The 15,897-nt window shown below is 60.0% G+C and carries 12 protein-coding genes; 4 read left to right on the top strand and 8 right to left on the bottom strand.

Going from position 1 to position 15,897, the window contains the following annotated elements; translation table 11 throughout:
* Positions 1-7: 7 nt before the first annotated feature.
* The 4 genes from EKK30_RS10830 to EKK30_RS10815 all read right to left on the bottom strand — a co-directional run bounded on the left by EKK30_RS10830 (position 8) and on the right by EKK30_RS10815 (position 5,526).
* Positions 8-955 carry an alpha-E domain-containing protein gene (locus tag EKK30_RS10830; protein ID WP_290984542.1) on the bottom strand — a complete coding sequence of 316 codons (948 nt, stop codon included), beginning with the start codon at positions 953-955 and terminating at the stop codon, positions 8-10.
* A gap of 7 nt (positions 956-962) precedes the next feature.
* Positions 963-2,357, bottom strand: a complete 1,395-nt coding sequence (locus EKK30_RS10825; protein ID WP_290984796.1) for a circularly permuted type 2 ATP-grasp protein — start codon at positions 2,355-2,357, stop codon at positions 963-965.
* Between the two features lie 319 nt (positions 2,358-2,676).
* On the bottom strand, positions 2,677-3,732 hold the full coding sequence (locus EKK30_RS10820) for an MFS transporter (protein WP_290984539.1): 1,056 nt from the start codon (positions 3,730-3,732) through the stop codon (positions 2,677-2,679).
* Positions 3,733-3,849: 117 nt separating this feature from the next.
* On the bottom strand, positions 3,850-5,526 hold the full coding sequence (locus EKK30_RS10815; RefSeq protein ID WP_290984536.1) for a formate--tetrahydrofolate ligase: 1,677 nt from the start codon (positions 5,524-5,526) through the stop codon (positions 3,850-3,852).
* Between the two features lie 270 nt (positions 5,527-5,796).
* Between EKK30_RS10815 and EKK30_RS10810 the strand changes: the two genes are divergently transcribed.
* A complete protein-coding gene (locus EKK30_RS10810; protein WP_290984533.1) occupies positions 5,797-7,008 on the top strand; it encodes a cyclic nucleotide-gated ion channel in 1,212 nt (403 codons plus the stop codon).
* 68 nt (positions 7,009-7,076) lie between these two features.
* On the opposite strand, the gene EKK30_RS10805 is transcribed toward EKK30_RS10810, so the two are convergent.
* The 4 genes from EKK30_RS10805 to EKK30_RS10790 all read right to left on the bottom strand — a co-directional run bounded on the left by EKK30_RS10805 (position 7,077) and on the right by EKK30_RS10790 (position 9,750).
* Positions 7,077-7,244 (bottom strand): hypothetical protein, encoded by a 168-nt coding sequence (locus tag EKK30_RS10805; RefSeq protein ID WP_290984530.1) that lies wholly within the window; start codon positions 7,242-7,244, stop codon positions 7,077-7,079.
* Between the two features lie 215 nt (positions 7,245-7,459).
* Positions 7,460-8,245, bottom strand: a complete 786-nt coding sequence (locus EKK30_RS10800; protein ID WP_290984527.1) for a protein phosphatase 2C domain-containing protein — start codon at positions 8,243-8,245, stop codon at positions 7,460-7,462.
* 7 nt (positions 8,246-8,252) lie between these two features.
* Positions 8,253-9,047 carry an FHA domain-containing protein gene (locus EKK30_RS10795; protein ID WP_290984524.1) on the bottom strand — a complete coding sequence of 265 codons (795 nt, stop codon included), beginning with the start codon at positions 9,045-9,047 and terminating at the stop codon, positions 8,253-8,255.
* Between the two features lie 103 nt (positions 9,048-9,150).
* Entirely contained in the window at positions 9,151-9,750 is a 600-nt protein-coding gene (locus EKK30_RS10790; protein WP_290984521.1) for an FHA domain-containing protein, read from the bottom strand.
* A 334-nt stretch (positions 9,751-10,084) separates the two neighbouring features.
* On the opposite strand from EKK30_RS10790, the gene EKK30_RS10785 reads away from it, so the two are divergent.
* The 3 genes from EKK30_RS10785 to EKK30_RS10775 all read left to right on the top strand — a co-directional run bounded on the left by EKK30_RS10785 (position 10,085) and on the right by EKK30_RS10775 (position 15,713).
* Positions 10,085-12,445, top strand: a complete 2,361-nt coding sequence (locus tag EKK30_RS10785) for a serine/threonine-protein kinase (RefSeq protein ID WP_290984518.1) — start codon at positions 10,085-10,087, stop codon at positions 12,443-12,445.
* A gap of 113 nt (positions 12,446-12,558) precedes the next feature.
* Positions 12,559-13,740, top strand: a complete 1,182-nt coding sequence (locus EKK30_RS10780) for a thermonuclease family protein (RefSeq protein ID WP_290984515.1) — start codon at positions 12,559-12,561, stop codon at positions 13,738-13,740.
* A gap of 611 nt (positions 13,741-14,351) precedes the next feature.
* Positions 14,352-15,713: a DUF2541 family protein gene (locus EKK30_RS10775; RefSeq protein ID WP_290984512.1), complete on the top strand. Its 1,362-nt coding sequence runs from the start codon at positions 14,352-14,354 to the stop codon at positions 15,711-15,713.
* The last annotated feature ends 184 nt before the right edge of the window (positions 15,714-15,897 follow it).

The raw sequence follows: 15,897 nt of genomic DNA, 5'->3' as shown, positions 1-15,897 counted from the left end.
CGGCACCTCAATCGGTGAAGTGATATGCGGCGGAGATCTCGTTACCAAGTTTGTTATTGCGGGCGATGAACTCCTGCACGAACTCGTGGAGGCCCGATTGGAAGATGTTTTGGATGTCGGCCTCGAGCAAAAGATCTCGAGTGGATTCCGCTGTGGTCTGGCAGTCGTGACGAACGCCGTAGAGAACCGCCAAGTCCCTTAGCGCCGCCGAGAGCTCGTCGTAGCAGGAGCGGAGCGAACGCGGCATCTGGCGGTTGAGGATCATGAAATCCGCGATCTTCAACGGGCGGTAGTGGTCCTTGAAGACCCAGCGGTAACTGCGGTGCGCCGATACCGATCGCAACAACGCCGCCCACTGGTAGTTGTCCTTTTCGCCTCCGACCATCTCGCTCGAGGGCAGCAGATGGTAGTATTTGACATCCAAAATGCGGGCAGTGCTGTCGGCGCGCTCGATAAACGTCCCCACTTGGCTGAAATAGAACGTGTCGTTGCGCAGGATCGTATTCAGCATCGCGCCACGATAGAGAGCGGAGCGGGACCTCACCCAGTCGAGAAGTTCCGGTAGCGAGTTCGAGGTAACCGCGGATGGTCGAATGGCTGAAAACTCCAGCCATGAGCTGTTCAAGCTTTCCCACATCTCGCGCGTCAGCGCCGTCCGCTGCGCCCTACCGTTGCGGCGGGCGGCGGCAAGGCAGGACGCGACGCTCGACGGGTTGGCGGTGTCGAACAGCATGTAATCAATCACGTTCTGCGAAATGAGCTCGCCGTGACGCTGAACATAACCATGCAAGCATCCCGCGCTTTCGAGCGTCGAGCGCCATTCCTCGTGGAAGCCCTCGCCTTCGCGCGGAAGCAGCACGATGCGGTAGCCGACCTCGAGGAGGCGGGCCATGTTTTCTGCGCGCTCGATATAGCGCGACAGCCAATAGAGGTCGTTTGCGGTACGTCCAAGCATTCCGAAGCTATTCCTGCAGCACCCAGGTGTCCTTGGTGCCGCCTCCCTGACTGGAGTTGACGACCAACGAGCCCTTCTTCAGGGCGACGCGCGTCAACCCACCGGGCATCAGCCGCACTTGGTCGCCGATCAGCACGAAGGGACGTAAATCGAGGTGCCGAGGCGCAACGCTCGTATCCGCCAAGGTCGGGCAGGTCGACAGCGAAAGCGTCGGCTGGGCGATATAGTTCTTGGGGTTGGCAAGGAGCTTGGCACGAAAGGCTTCGATCTGCTCGCTGGTCGATTTCGGACCGACAAGCATCCCGTAGCCACCTGAACCATGGACTTCCTTCACGACCAGCTCGCCCAGATGATCGAGGACGTACTTGAGGCTGTCGGGCTCGCGACAACTGTACGTTTCCACGTTGGCAAGGATCGGAGCCTTGCCAGTGTAGAATTCGATGATCGCCGGGATGTAGCTGTAGATCGCCTTGTCGTCAGCAATGCCGGCACCCGGTGCGTTGACGATCGTCACGCGGCCAGAGCGATAGACATCGAAAATTCCGGGCACGCCGAGCAGCGAGGTCGGCTCGAAAACGAGCGGATCGAGAAAATCGTCGTCGACGCGGCGATACAAAACGTCAACTCGCTTCAGACCCTCGGTGGTCTTCATTCGTAGCGAACCATCGATGACAACGAGATCGGAGCTTTCCACCAGATCGACGCCCATCTGGTCGGCAAGGAAGGAGTGTTCGAAGTAGGCGCTATTATAGATGCCGGGGGTCAAGAGCGCGATTGTGGGTTCGGCGTCGAGGTTGCTCGGGGCGACGCTTTCGAGCGTCTTGAGCAGGGCGTCGGGATAGTTTTCGACCGGCCGCACCCGGTTCCGGCTGAAGAGATCCGGAAAGAGATGCATCATCGTCTCGCGGTTCTCGAGCATATAGGAGACGCCGGACGGGGTCCGCGTGTTGTCCTCGAGAACCATGAAGTCGTTTTCGCCCGTGCGCACGAGATCGACGCCGATGATGTGGCTGTAGATGCCACGGGGCGGGTCGACGCCGATCATCTCGGGCAGAAAGGCAGAGTTCTGGATGACGAGCTCCTCAGGGATCTTGCCTGCCTTCAAGATCTCCTGCCGATGATAGATATCGTATAGGAAGGCATTCAGCGCACGGACACGCTGCTCAATTCCAAGCTCGAGCCGGCGCCATTCCTCGGCGGATATGATGCGGGGGAGGATGTCGAAGGGGATGAGGCGCTCGCTGGCTTCTTCGGCACCGTAGACCGCAAACGTAATTCCTGAGCGCCGGAAGAGAACTTCGGCCTCTGCGGTCTTCTGGCGAAGGGTATCGAGATGTTGAATGCCGAGCCATTCGGCAAATGCCTTATAGGGGGCGCGAACCTCACCGCCGAAGCCGTTCATTTCGTCGAATGGCGCGACCAAACCTTCCCTCCCGTGACCGTCTTTTGGGCTGTCATCGCAAACCCTAGGCCACTTTACGCAAAGCCAGGAATTGCTGCACCTACGTATTCACAACAGCATCAATTTGCTTCGGAAATATGCAGCCTCCTCTCGGTGCAGCATAAAATTTCGGCAGATAACGAAGATCATGCCTCGGCGGGATCGGAAGTGCGCGGGGCGGGAAGTGCGGACCGAGATTTCAGTGCCCACGCCGTAGCAATGCCGAGAATGCCCATCGCGATTCCGGCTGATAGCAGCATTCCAACCGTTCCGAGCGCTGTCAGGCCCAAGCTGTAAACGGGTGGCCCGAACGCCTGTCCGACGAACACGAAAAACGCGTGTGCCGCGACGGCGGAGCCGCGGTTCGATGGCGCCAGCTCCGTCGCTGGGTCTGAAGCGAATTATGGATCATATAGAAGCCGACGCCGACGATCATGAAGATCGCCATCTCGATTGGCCAGGATGTGCCGAGGCTGAGGAGGGCGAGGCCAAGTCCCGAAACAATGCCACCCGCCATAATTAACCTGTAGAGGCCGAGGCGGCCGAGCATGATGCGGACGAAAGCCGTATAAACGAAACCGCCTAGACCGAAACCCGCGAGCACGAAGCCCGCTTCTCGAAGGCCGCCGGCGCCTCGCTGTTCCAACAGGACCGCGACGAAGGGGAATAATCCGAAGATTACGATCCCCTCGACGAAGACAGCAGAAAAACAGACGACCGAACGCGGATTGGCAAAAACCGTCCGATAGCCGGCAATGAACTCGCGAGTATTTGGCGTGCTGCGATGTACGCCGGCGTTGGGATGCAATTGCCATAAAGTCACTAAGAACGCCGCAACCGTCACTCCCGTGGCTGCCATCGTCGCCGCCCGCCAACCGAAATACGAGGCGACGAACCCTGATCCGATAGAACCGGTGAGCTGGCCCGCGATGATCGCCGTCAGCACCCGGGAGAGCGCAAGCTGCCTCTCTGCCATGGGAAACCGATCACCGACGATGGCGAACGCCAGAGGGATGATACCGCCCGCTGCCGCCCCACCCACAAGTCTCGATAGCGCCAGAAGCCCAAGCGTCGGGGCGAGCGCAGAAGCAAACAAGCATGCTGCCAGTATTGCCAGAGAGATCTTGATGATGAGCGCCTTGCCGAAGGCATCGCCGAACGCTCCCAGAAATGGCTGAGCGAAAGCGTAGGGAAAAGCATAGAGCGATGCCAGCATCGCGACGGCCGCGGTATCGACGTGAAGGTCCCGGGAGATCTCGAGAACGACAGGATCGACGATCCGCATCGACATCGAGCTGACGAAACAGCTGGTGGCCAGGATGGCGAGGACGCGCATGTCGCTTTTCAGAAGTTTCCGACCCTAATGAGCGGCCTCTAACAGAAGCGGGGCAGGCCCTGGAACGGCCTGCCCCGAATAGCTGATATGTATCAGGGTTCGTAGTTGATCGAGCGATTAGAACAGCCCTTGGATCTGACCTTTGTCGTCCAAGCGGATCGAATCTGCGGACGGAACCTTGGGAAGGCCCGGCATCGTCATGATCTCGCCGGTTACGACGACCACGAACTCGGCTCCTGCGGACAACCTCAGTTCGCGAATCGGCACGATGTGGCCCGTCGGTGCTCCGCGCTTGGAGGGATCGGTCGAGAACGAGTACTGCGTCTTCGCCATGCAGACCGGCAAATGTCCAAAGCCTGCAGCTTCAAGGTCCTTGAACTGCGTTTCGACGCTGGAATCGCACGAGATGTCGGCGGCGCGATAGATCTCCGTTGCGATGGTCTTCACCTTGTCGCGCAGCTTCATATCATCGGGGTATAGCGGCTTGAAGTTGGCCTTGCCTTCGTCGATCACCTTCACGACGTGGTTGGCGAGAGCTTCGGTGCCTTTGCCGCCATCGGCCCAGTGCGTGCACAGGAAGGCTTTCGTGCCCATGCTCTCCGCCGCCTTCTGAACCTCGGCGATCTCGGCATCGGTGTCCGTGATGAACTTGTTGACGGCAACGACGGCCGGAACGCCAAACTTGTTCACGTTCTCGATGTGACGCTTGAGGTTCTCGCAGCCCTTGGCGACAGCTGCGGGATTTTCTGCCTTGAGATCGTCCTTGGCGACGCCGCCGTGCATCTTCAATGCGCGGACGGTGGCGACGATGACGACGGCGGACGGCGCGATGCCGGCCTTGCGGCACTTGATGTCGAAGAATTTTTCGGCGCCGAGATCAGCGCCAAAACCTGCTTCCGTGACGACGTAGTCGGCGAGCTTCATCGCCGTCTTCGTCGCAAGAACCGAGTTGCATCCGTGAGCGATGTTTGCGAACGGGCCGCCGTGGATAAAGACGGGGTTGTTCTCGAGTGTCTGAACCAAGTTCGGTTGCAGCGCATCCTTCAGGAGAACCGTCATGGCGCCGTCTGCCTTCAGGTCGCGCGCACGGACCGGCTTCTTGTCGCGCGTGTAAGCGACGATGATGTTGCCCAAGCGGTTTTCGAGATCTTTGATGTCCTTCGACAGGCAAAGGATCGCCATGACTTCAGACGCGACCGTGATGTCAAAGCCGTCCTCGCGCGGGAAGCCGTTCGACACGCCGCCCAGCGAGTTGACGATCGAGCGGAGCGCGCGGTCGTTCATATCGAGAACGCGTTTCCAAGCCACCCGGCGCTGATCGATGCCAAGTGCGTTGCCCCAATAAATGTGGTTGTCGAGAAGCGCCGAAAGCAAGTTGTGAGCACTGGTGATGGCGTGAAAATCGCCGGTGAAGTGCAGGTTGATGTCTTCCATCGGCACGACCTGGGCGTACCCGCCGCCCGCTGCGCCGCCCTTGACGCCGAAGCACGGCCCAAGGGAGGGTTCGCGCAGAGCCGCAATCGCTTTTTTGCCGATGTAGTTGAGGCCGTCGCTCAGACCCACCGTGGTCGTCGTCTTGCCTTCGCCGGCTGGAGTCGGGCTGATCGCCGTGACGAGGATCAGCTTTCCGTCCTTATTGCCCTCAATTCCCTTGATGTATTCGGCAGAAACCTTGGCCTTGGTCCAACCATAGGGGACCAACGCTTCTGCGGGCACACCGATCTTTGCCGCAACATCGGCGATCGGCTTCAGCTTCGCTTCACGCGCAATCTCTATGTCGGACTTCACGGTCACGGGGATTCCTCCTAGAAATCTTTTTTTATAGACAGACGATTAACCGAAACGGGGTCCGGCGGGAGCCTGAATTTACCTTCAGAACCGGAGCAGCTGAAAGATTTTGTAGAGCCCCGCGAGACCTCTGCGCTGATGCCTTACTTAGCTCGTGTACGCAAGGTCTACTCAACGTCGCGGGGTCTGAGTAACCGCACTGCATGAGGGGCGAACGATGATGCACTGCGGCGAAGCGCGGTGGCGATGCAGGCGGGGCTTTAAGGAGGGGTTGTCGTGCAAGAGCGGGTTGACCGGGTTGCGAGTGTTCCCCTCGGCGGCGGGGAGAAGAGGTTGCGCCATCGGATCTACGAAATCATTGAGACGGGACACGGAGAAGACGCCGCCAGCAAAATCTTCGATAGCTTCATCGTTGCACTCATCCTGCTGAACGTTGCAGCCTTCGTTGCGGAAACGGTGCCGAACATGCGCGCGCACTGGGGAACGCTCTTCCATTACTTCGAGATCTTTTCGGTCGCGGCATTTACGATCGAATACGCCTTGCGGATTTGGACCGCCGTGGAAGTTCCATATCTGGCCCGTGCGCGACCTTTAAAAGCCCGCTTGAAGTTTGCGCGACAGCCAGCGCTGATCATCGACCTTTTGGCGTTCCTGCCGTTCTACGTGAGCGCGGTCTTTCCGATCGATCTGCGAATCCTGCGAACGCTTCGCCTGTTGCGGTTCCTCAAGTTGTCGCGGTACTCGCCGGCGATGTACACGCTGATCCGTGTGCTTTCGAATGAGCGAAAGGCGCTCGCGGGGGCGGGCCTCCTGCTCGCGATGGCGCTGCTCTTTTCGGCCACGCTCATGTATTACATCGAAGGCGATGCGCAGCCGGAGAAGTTCGGAAGTGTGCCGGAAGCCGCGTGGTGGGCGATCGCAACTTTGACGACTGTCGGATATGGCGACGCCACGCCGATCACCGCGCTCGGCAAAGTCGTCGGAGGCCTCACTATGATCACGGGCCTTTGTATTCTCGCCCTACCGGTCGCGATCATCTCGACAGGATTTGCGCAGGAATTGCAGCGGCGCGACTTCGTCATCTCGTGGTCGCTCATGTCGCGTGTTCCCATGCTCGCGCGCCTGGATGCCAAAGAAGCGGCGGAAATCATGCCGCTGCTTGAGGCTCACAACCTGCCGCCAAACGTCGAAGTGGTGAAGAAGGGAGCGCCTGGAGACGCCATGTACTTCATTGCGTCGGGCAAACTCGAGAAGTTCGTCAATGGCGAGCGCCACGTGTATTCAGCGGGAGATGTTTTCGGGGTCGACGCAATGTTCGAGAATGGTCTGCACGGCGACGCCGTCATCACAGCGTCCCGGTGCCGTCTGCTGAAATTGCAGCGGGAGGACTATCATAGGCTGGCGTCGAAGCAGCCGCGGGTGGCGTTGCATATTCGCAGACTTGCTGCCGACATGCGCGCGTCAGCTAACGACTGGAAAGCTTTCTAAGGTCCAGGCACAAAAAAACAGCGGGTGATGACACCCACTGTTTCTAGTCATGCAAGTTTTTGCAAAACTTACTTCGGGAGCGTGCAGCTCTTCGTTGCCTTGTCCCACTTGCCCTTGGCCTTCTTGCAGTCGGCTTTGGTCTTGGGAGCTGCGTCGTCAGCGTAAGCAACGACGGGAGCCGAAACGGCCATCAGAAGACCAGCGATAACCGCGCCGCTCAGAATCTTGGAAATCATTTGTCTCTCCTTAGCATCTCTTCCGGTCATTGCGACCGTCAGCGTGGGGTCAATACGGAAGGTTCTTTGCGAGTTTCTGGCTGCCAGCATACATTTGCGTAAGGTCAGCCCGCGCGCGGCATAAGTCATTAAAATCGCTTCGAATTTTCGAACCCGTGCCCGGAACGAGAACGTGATTTAAAACGCGTTTGAGATGATGGTGGCCGCGAATGATGTCAGCCGACAGCGCGCACGACCAGAACCGTGGCGTTATCCTGATAAGGCTCTTTTATCGACTCGATGGCGCGAATGATCGCCCTTGCAACGGCCGCGGCGCCGTCTTTGGCATAGCCTTGAACGAGGCGGGCAACCTCGCTCGTTTCCAGCGTCGCGATGCCATCGCTGGCCAGGATGATGAAATCTCCCGGCTCGAGCTTCAAGGGCTGCCGCGAGACATCAAGGAGATCTATTTCCTCGCCCGTAACGGCTGACCGCAGCATGTGTCGGCGCGGATCGTGTCGAGCTTCCTCGGCCGTCAACTTGCCTTCCGCAACCATGCGCTCAAGCTCGGGGGCGAGCGAGTGATCTTCATTCAGAACCGCGAGCTCGCCACGCCGGAAAAGAAAGAGCGGACTATCTCCAACGCTGACCCATTCGACGCCTGCGGGACTAAATGCGGCGCCGATCAGCGTCGAGCCCATTCCGGACAACAACGGATTTTGAACGATTTTGCTCGCGATGGCGGCGTTTGCTGCCCCCAGCGCGGAGATAAGGCGCTCGCTAAGGTCGCCGGTCGAGGCCACGGCATGCTTCAGGAAGTGGTCACACACCGTGCGGCTTGCGAGGGCACCGCCGGTGTGGCCGCCCATGCCATCGGCGAGGACTGCGAAGCCCGAACGGTCGTATTCGGGCCCGTCGTTGGACAAGGCGATCGGATCCCCGCCGGATAGAAAGGCGGCGGTATCTTCCTGATAGTCGCGGGCTCCGCGCGTTGCGGCGACTGCATGCTCGAACGGCGGCATTCGATCCTTAAGCTTCGGAAATCTCGGACCAGTCGAAGTCGCTTCCGCAGAATGGCAGGAATGCGACCTGTGTGCGCCCGAGGGTTATGACGTCCATCGACTGCAGCGGTACAGGACCGGCCGGCCGCTTGTCGTTTACGGACACGACATTTGTCTTAGCAAGATTTGGCACGAAGAGGAAAGAGCGATCGCTTGAATCATAACGCAGATACGCCTGCGCTTCGTTTGAAATCGCATCATCGCCGAAGTCCAACGGAATTCTATTCTCGCGCGATCTTCCGACCGTATTGTTGCCCTCATAAATAGGGCGGTACGAGCCGATTCCTGGGCCGCCGACGACGATCAGAAATCCGACCACTGGATCACGTTCAAAAACGCCGTGCTCAATCTTCTGCTTGCCACGGACAAGAACCGTGCGCGGCGCCTCATCGGGTTCGACCTCTTTGGGCTTGAGCTTGGGCTCGGGCCGGATAACGCGTGTGGTGGGCGGTGCGTCGGCTTCCTTCGGAAGACCAAATCCTTCTGGAATTTTCGGCTCTGGGCCGGTTCGCGCCAAACGCGCGGCCTCCTCGGCGCTCGGTATTTCTGATTTTTGCGCAGGCGAAGGCGCCGGCGGCTTCTCGTTAGCGGTTGGCGACGGTGTCACCCCTTCTTGCGGCCGGGCCTGAGCCGGCGGCGGGGGCGCAGCGGTATCCTCGCGGCCAGCCGCCATCAGGGCATCGCGGAGCGATCCAAGGAATTTATGGGGTTTGGCGCCCTTTGCCTCATTCCCACCCGTCGTCTCGCCTCTCTCAACCGCCATTTTCACCTCTCTAAAAGTTGCCGAGCGCGGACATCCGCCATGCCGCACGTGTCTTCAACGCATGAACTGGAACCTGGACGGAAGCTTGGCGGCGGCGTGAGTATTAGCCGGCGCCGGCGCGAAAACGCAGCTTCCCTGGACCAAGCTGGATGAGGTCGCCGTCTCGCAAGCGCGCTTCGCAGCAGCGCTTACCGTTGACAATCAATCCGTTGCTTTCGACGCCGGTCAAATCCGTGATGTGCCAGTCGTCGAAATCTTCGCGATGAATGGCAGCGTGATAGCGGTGCACAAACTTGCTGGGGATGCGAATGTCGTTGTCGTCCTCCCGCCCGATTCGGAGCATGTCGCGAAGGATCGCGCAGCGCATGCCGCGGCCGTTTTCTATCTCGACGAAGGGGTGATGAGAACCCGGGCCGCGATGACCTTCTGCCATAGCTTCGAATCCGTCGTTACGCCCAGGCCTATAGCGCCGGGTCGCGTTCGGGGCGCGGGTCAAAGGTTTTGAAAGAGGCAATAGCGTCGCCAGAATCGGGAGCATAACGGCGAGCATCAATCCCAATGTCAGCGTCGGAGCGGCGCGATAGCTCTCCCGCAGCAGCGATTGAGCATGCGCGACGAGCGAGCCGCCGTCCTCTGTTTGGTGATGAGGATCGAATATATTCTCCGCGTCGCCACGCGAGGCACAAAAAGTCAAGACTGCCATCGTCAAGAGAATCGCCGTACCCGCTAAGGCGGTTCGCATCCGTCCTGACTTGGGTTGCAGCATCGATCGAATCCCTGTCCGCAACGGGAAGTTGGTGAGCAGATGGCGGCGGCAACATGGCGCGAAAGCGACACCTTGGCGAATTATTCATCGCGGGTTCATCGCCCGTCGATACGCCACATTCTTGCGTCATGGGATCAAAACATAGACAAGATCGAACCGGCTCGATGAGAAGCCGGAGTGAGCCTCGCGTCCGGGGTTGCAGACGCCCCGAAGCGCCGGCCAAACCTACAATGGGTAATCACAAGCGCGCGGGGGCCCGCGCTCGAGGACAATGACGCAGCTTGTCGCTTTACCGGACGGCACGGAACTCGCGGGCGATTACAAAATCGTGCGCGTGCTCGGTGCGGGCGGCTTCGGCGTCACCTACCTCGCGGACGAACCGGAACTGACCCGGAAAGTCAGCATCAAAGAATATTTTCCAAGCGATTTTGCGCTCCGTACCGAGAATCACGAGGCGACTCCCCGCTCAGAAAGTTGCACGAGCGATTACAACTGGGGCCTCGACCGCTTCGTTGAAGAAGCGCAGACGCTGGCGAAGTTCGACCACCACAACATTGTCAAGGTGCATCGCATCTTCCGCGCCAACAACACCGCCTACATGGTGTTGCGGTTCGAGGAGGGCAAAAGCCTCAAGAACTGGCTCAAAGACCTTGGCCGGGCGCCGCGGCAGAAAGAACTTGATCAGATCGTAGCACCGCTACTCGATGCGCTGGAGGTCATTCACAAGGCCGACTTCCTGCATCGGGATATTGCGCCGGACAACATCATCATTCGCAACACCGGAGATCCGGTGCTGATCGATTTCGGCGCAGCGCGGAGCGATATCGCGGCGCATTCCAAAACGAAGACTGTGTCCGCGCTCGTGAAACCCGGCTACAGCCCCTACGAACAGTACGCCGAAACAAGCCGGCAGCAGGGTCCGTGGTCCGACATCTATGCGTTCGCCGCCACGCTCTATCATGCCGTAACCGGCAAGCGGCCGCCGGATTCGCCGTCACGTATGATGAAGGACGAGATGGTGCCGGTTCGCGATGCCGCTCTCGCGGGCTATCGTGCATCCTTCCTTGGCGCCATTCAGCAAGCCCTTGCGCTGTCCGTAGATGCGCGTCCGAGGTCGGTCGCGGAATGGCGGGGCGCACTGCTGGCACCCGATCCGGAAAAGCCAGGTCTCTTCCAGCGGCTTCGCGAAAAAACGGAAGTTTGGCGAAAGGAAGAGGAGGAAAAGCGGGCGACAGAAGTCGTTACGAACGCCCCTGTTCCGCCGCCGCCCGATGCGCCTGGTCCCAAAGGCGTGATGCTCGACTTCGTCGAGTCGCTGAAAGATCCGGCCGGCGCAAAAAGCAAGACCAAGCCGCCGGTGGCAGCTGCCGCACCGTCTGCTGCGGCTTTGAAAAAGGCCGCCGCCGCCGAAAAAGCGAAAGCGCGCGCTGAGAAAGCAAAGGTAGATAAGGCTGCCAAAGCTGCAAAGGCCGCGGAGAAGTTGCCGCCACTGCCTCCTCCGCCTCGGCCAGCAGCAGAAAAAGCAAAGTCGAAGCAGAAGGCGCGACCCAATCCGGACGTGCCGCGCCGGTCGGTTACGCGCTGGTTGAAGACCAAGCTCATCATGGGCGCTGCGGCGGCGGCCGTCGTATTCGCGTTCCATGATCGCATTCCGCAATTTCTGACCGCGCCGAAGGCCGCGATCACCACGGGAGCGATCGGCAAGACGCCGTCGGCGCCTGAGCCGACGCTCACCGAAACCGCGGAGATAAAGGCCTACGGCGCGCCCGTCGAGCGGATGGCTCTTAGCGGCGACGGCCACCTCATCGTCACAGCCGCGCACGAGCCGCAGCTCAAAATCTGGTCCTACGACACACGCTACCAGCTTGGCACGATAACGTTGGATGATGGTCCAGCCGTGTCACTCGCCGTGCGTAACAACCGGGTCGTCACGGGTCACGCCAACGGCGTGGTGGCCGTTTATGATCTCGATACCAAGCGGCGGCTGTACAGCTTCAAGCGCAACGACGCGACCATTTGGGCGGTCGACTTTATCGGTTCGGAAGATCGGGTCGCGGCGGCGAGCCACGATTGGACCGTCGCGCTTTGGGAGACCGCTTTCGAAAGCGCACCTGTCGCGGTGCTTGAGGGTCACGAAAATGCCGTGCAGGCGCTCGCCGTCGATCCGACCGGGCGCTGGATAGCCTCGGGCGGCGCGGATAGGGCGGTGCGAATATGGAGCGCGGAGACGAAGGATATGCGCCGTCTCTATCGCAATAATTCGGACTTCATTTCCGCGCTTGCTTTTTCCCCTGATGGAGCTTCGCTTGCGACCGGCAGTCTCGACGGCACCGTCAAGTTGCTATCGATGAATTCATATCGAATGCAGCGAACACTCAGCGGGCACAACACGCGCATCACGTCGCTGGCGTTCTCTGAGACGGGCGATCTCTTCGCCTCCGCATCGGAGGACGGGGTCGTGCGCGTCCGAAACCTGAAACGGCCGCGCACCTATTTGCCGCTCAGCGGGCTTGGCACTGGCGCCACGGCCGTTGCCTTCTCCAGCGATGGGCGAACGCTTTTGACCGGGGGGCAGGACGGCATGATAAGGCTTTGGTCGCTGCCCGAAGCGCAGGTCGCGCAGCGCAATTGAACCTGCTCTGCGCCGACGAAAAGCTTGTTGGCCGCTCTTGAACTGACAAAGGGCTGCCATCATTCGCCCGAAAATGCCAAACAACGAATCTTTCTGCGGGGAGGATGCACCTGATGTTCGGGTGGCGCAGGCGAAGCGAAGGCTTCGAGTGGAAAGACTATGTGCGGACGACGGTTCTCGTGCGCCGCGCCGACCGGCAGCGCCGGATTGAGGACGCGCGCGTTGCTGCAATCGAGAAGGTCAAGAACGTCGCTGACGCCGGCGTCGACGCGGGACTTGCAGGGGCGGCGGCGGCGAAGAACGGCTTCTTTCGCGCTCTCTCTGTCATTGGCTGGACGATCGCCGATGTAGCTATCGCCGTGTTTTGGCTGCTGGCGCGGTGGGCGCGTTTCGGTTGGAACGTGGTGAAGGATGCACTGCTTGGAATCTTGGCTCCGTTAGGCCCGATGACGCGCGTGGCGGCGGATGCCGTTCGAGAAAAGCTCTCTATCTTGCCTGCGCTGGCGAAAAAGTCGCCGCTGCAGGCGCATCACCTCATCACCGCGGCGCTCGTTCTCGGACTGATCTACATCGGCGGTCCGATGCTGCGCAGCGCGGATGGGATCAGCGCGCCGGTATTGAACATCGGATCGGACGCCCCAGTCGACGCCGCTGCCGGTGGCTCATCGCATCGCGTCACCGTTTCCAATGTTATTTCCGGAGCTGCCGCCGCCCTTTCCGGCGACGTCTTGCGGGTCGACGGCACGCTCGTACGGCTTGAAGGGATCGAGGCGCCTGCCGCCGCGCAGCCTTGCTATCGCGACAACGGCCGCCGCTGGAACTGCGCCTTTGCGGCGCGCGCGGCGCTCAACAAGGTTGTTCGCGGCCATCAGGTGACCTGCACCGCCTCCGGCCAGGATAGCGATGGCCGCACGCTTGCCCATTGTCTTGTCGACGGCTCAAACGACATCGCAGTTGGTCTTGTCCGAGACGGCTATGCGTTCGCGACGGACACGTCGTTCTTTGGTTCGCTCAGCAGCGAGGAAAGCTCCGCAAAGGAAGCCAAGCGCGGCATCTGGCAGGGAGAAGTCGTTCGCCCGCAAGCGTGGCGCGATCAAGCATGGGAAGCCGCCAAGCGCGATGCGCCGGACGGTTGTCCGATCAAGGGCGTGGTGCGTGCGTCCGCGAAGATCTACGCCCTGCCATGGTCAGAGGCGTACGCGGAGGCGCGCGTCAGGACTGATCGGGGCGGCCGTTGGTTCTGCAGCGAGGACGAGGCAAAAGCCGCAGGCTTTGCCGCTTGGGACAAATCCTGAAGTTCACGGCTTCGAACAAAAAAAATCCCGCAGTCGGGGGAGACTGCGGGGCTTAAGTAGATCTACGTCAGGGAACGTGGGAGCGACGCCAAGATCTATACTGACTATACAGCTGTTGGTGGCATCACAGACAGGGCTTTCGCGACACCGCTAAGTCTTTCGTCCTCCCCTGTTGCCGCGGTGCAATGTCATAGATGCCTACGAGCAACTAGCGCTGCCCCAGGATTCTCCGCGTTGCTAAGCTAAGCTGGATCGTCGTGTGTTGATTGCGCATCTAACCTCGCTAGTCGAGCGCCATCTGAATTGTCATTACATCTTGCAACCGCAAGTTCTCTAACCAGCACTGCCCTGTTTGTGGGATTGGGGTGCAGTCCCGTCTTTGCACAGAGCAAATAAATCCGTGTGCAAACGGCGCATAAGCGAGCAAACACGGATTCTTCTTTAGCGCGCACAAGCTGCGGGCGAAGCTGGCAGAAGTTTGTGTTGCAGATTCACACCATCGTTTTTGCTGAACAGTCTAACAACGGTCAGAGCGCTCCCTGTTTTGAGTCGCTATCGCTAAAGTGCGCGCGCTAGGGGCACGGGCGTTAGTAACCAGAGGGGTTATGTTTATGTTGCGCAGACTGGTACTGGGGCTGTGCGCCATTTTGGCCACAGGCGCGGCAGAGTTGGGCGGCGTCGGTACAGCAGTCACGGTCGGCGCCGCCGGCCTGATCGGCTTGACGAGCAAAGCATCGGTCGCGGAGGCGCAATCCTGGCGCTACCGTCACCGCCACAGGCATCGCTATCATTATCGTCACGGAGATCAGCTCATTCTGATCACCGAAACGGACGTCGACCTATCGCTCGACCGCTATACGATCGACGTGCGGCAGGCCAAGGGCGCCTATAAAGGCATTCGTATCAAGAATGCGATGGGCAAGCTGTTCGATGTCCGACGCGTGAAAATCGTCTACGGCGATGGCAGCGTGTGGACCGAGGATCGCCAGATCGACATGTACTGGGGCGAGCGCAGCCGGCCGATCAATCCCACTTTCGACAGCAAGTTCATCGATCAAATCGTGATCGAGCAGGCACCTGGTTACGGCCGCGGGCGGCTCCAGGTCATCGGCATCCAGGACCCGGAAGGCCGGTCGATGGATCGTGCAGGCCGTAGCGGGCCGGCGGAAAGCTATGACGGACCGCCGCGTGGCGGGAACTCGGGCATCGCCGTTCGTCCTACAGTTCCGGTGGCGACACCGACGGCACCCGGTCAACAAACACCGGGCGGCGACGTGCTGTTTGGGGCCCAATACGTCGGCTTCCTGACCGACCGCGATGTCATTCGCGTCGGAGCGGAAATCGGCAAGTTCGCGCGAATTCGCTTGCGTGTGTTGGACAACGACATCCACATCAACGAGATGAAAATCGTCTACGCGAATGGCGAAAGCGATACGCTGGCGATCAACGCCGACATACCGAAGAACTCGCGTACGAACTGGATCGACCTCAGGGGAGACCGGTTCATCCGGGAGATTCAGCTGGTCTATCGCTCACGGCCGAGCTTCAACGGTCAGGCGCGTATCGAACTTTTCGGGCAGTACGCTCCCGGCTGGCTTGGACCCAACGGCGAAGGCCGCAAGTATAACCAGGGCTGGGTGCTGCTTGGTGCGCAGACCGCGGGCTTCATCGGATTCGACAAGGATATCATTCCGATCGCCAGCAACGAGGGTGGCTTTCGGCGGCTGCGCGTGACGGTACGTGATCGCGCCATCACCCTGAATGAGATCAAGGTGGTCTACCGCGACGGTGAGGAGGAGACGGTCCCGATCCGGACGCGTGTCGACGCCGGTGGCACGTTCGGCCCGATCGATATCCGGGGCGGACGCCGTCAAGCCATCGACCATATCGAAGCTAAGTATCGCTCGCGGTTCTTCGACTCCTCGGCCAAGGGCAGGGGCTCGGCAATCGTCGAGATCTGGGGCCAGCACTAAGGTTCCGGCGATGGGTCGCCATGGGAGAAATCGGGAGGGCCGGGCACATTCCGGCCCTCTTTTTTTCGCACCAATGCTCCCGCGGCGGACAACGCGACGATTTTTGCGCAGAAATCGCGACTTTCCGCACGTTTTACTGCCTCAAATGACGTCACTGGCGTTTCGCGGAGCAGGTTGATTGTGC

This window comes from Hyphomicrobium sp. (assembly GCF_003987855.1).
Taxonomy (GTDB): domain Bacteria; phylum Pseudomonadota; class Alphaproteobacteria; order Rhizobiales; family Hyphomicrobiaceae; genus Hyphomicrobium_B.
The sequence above is the reverse complement of the archived record's forward strand: the minus strand, read 5'-3'. Positions and strand labels throughout refer to the sequence as shown.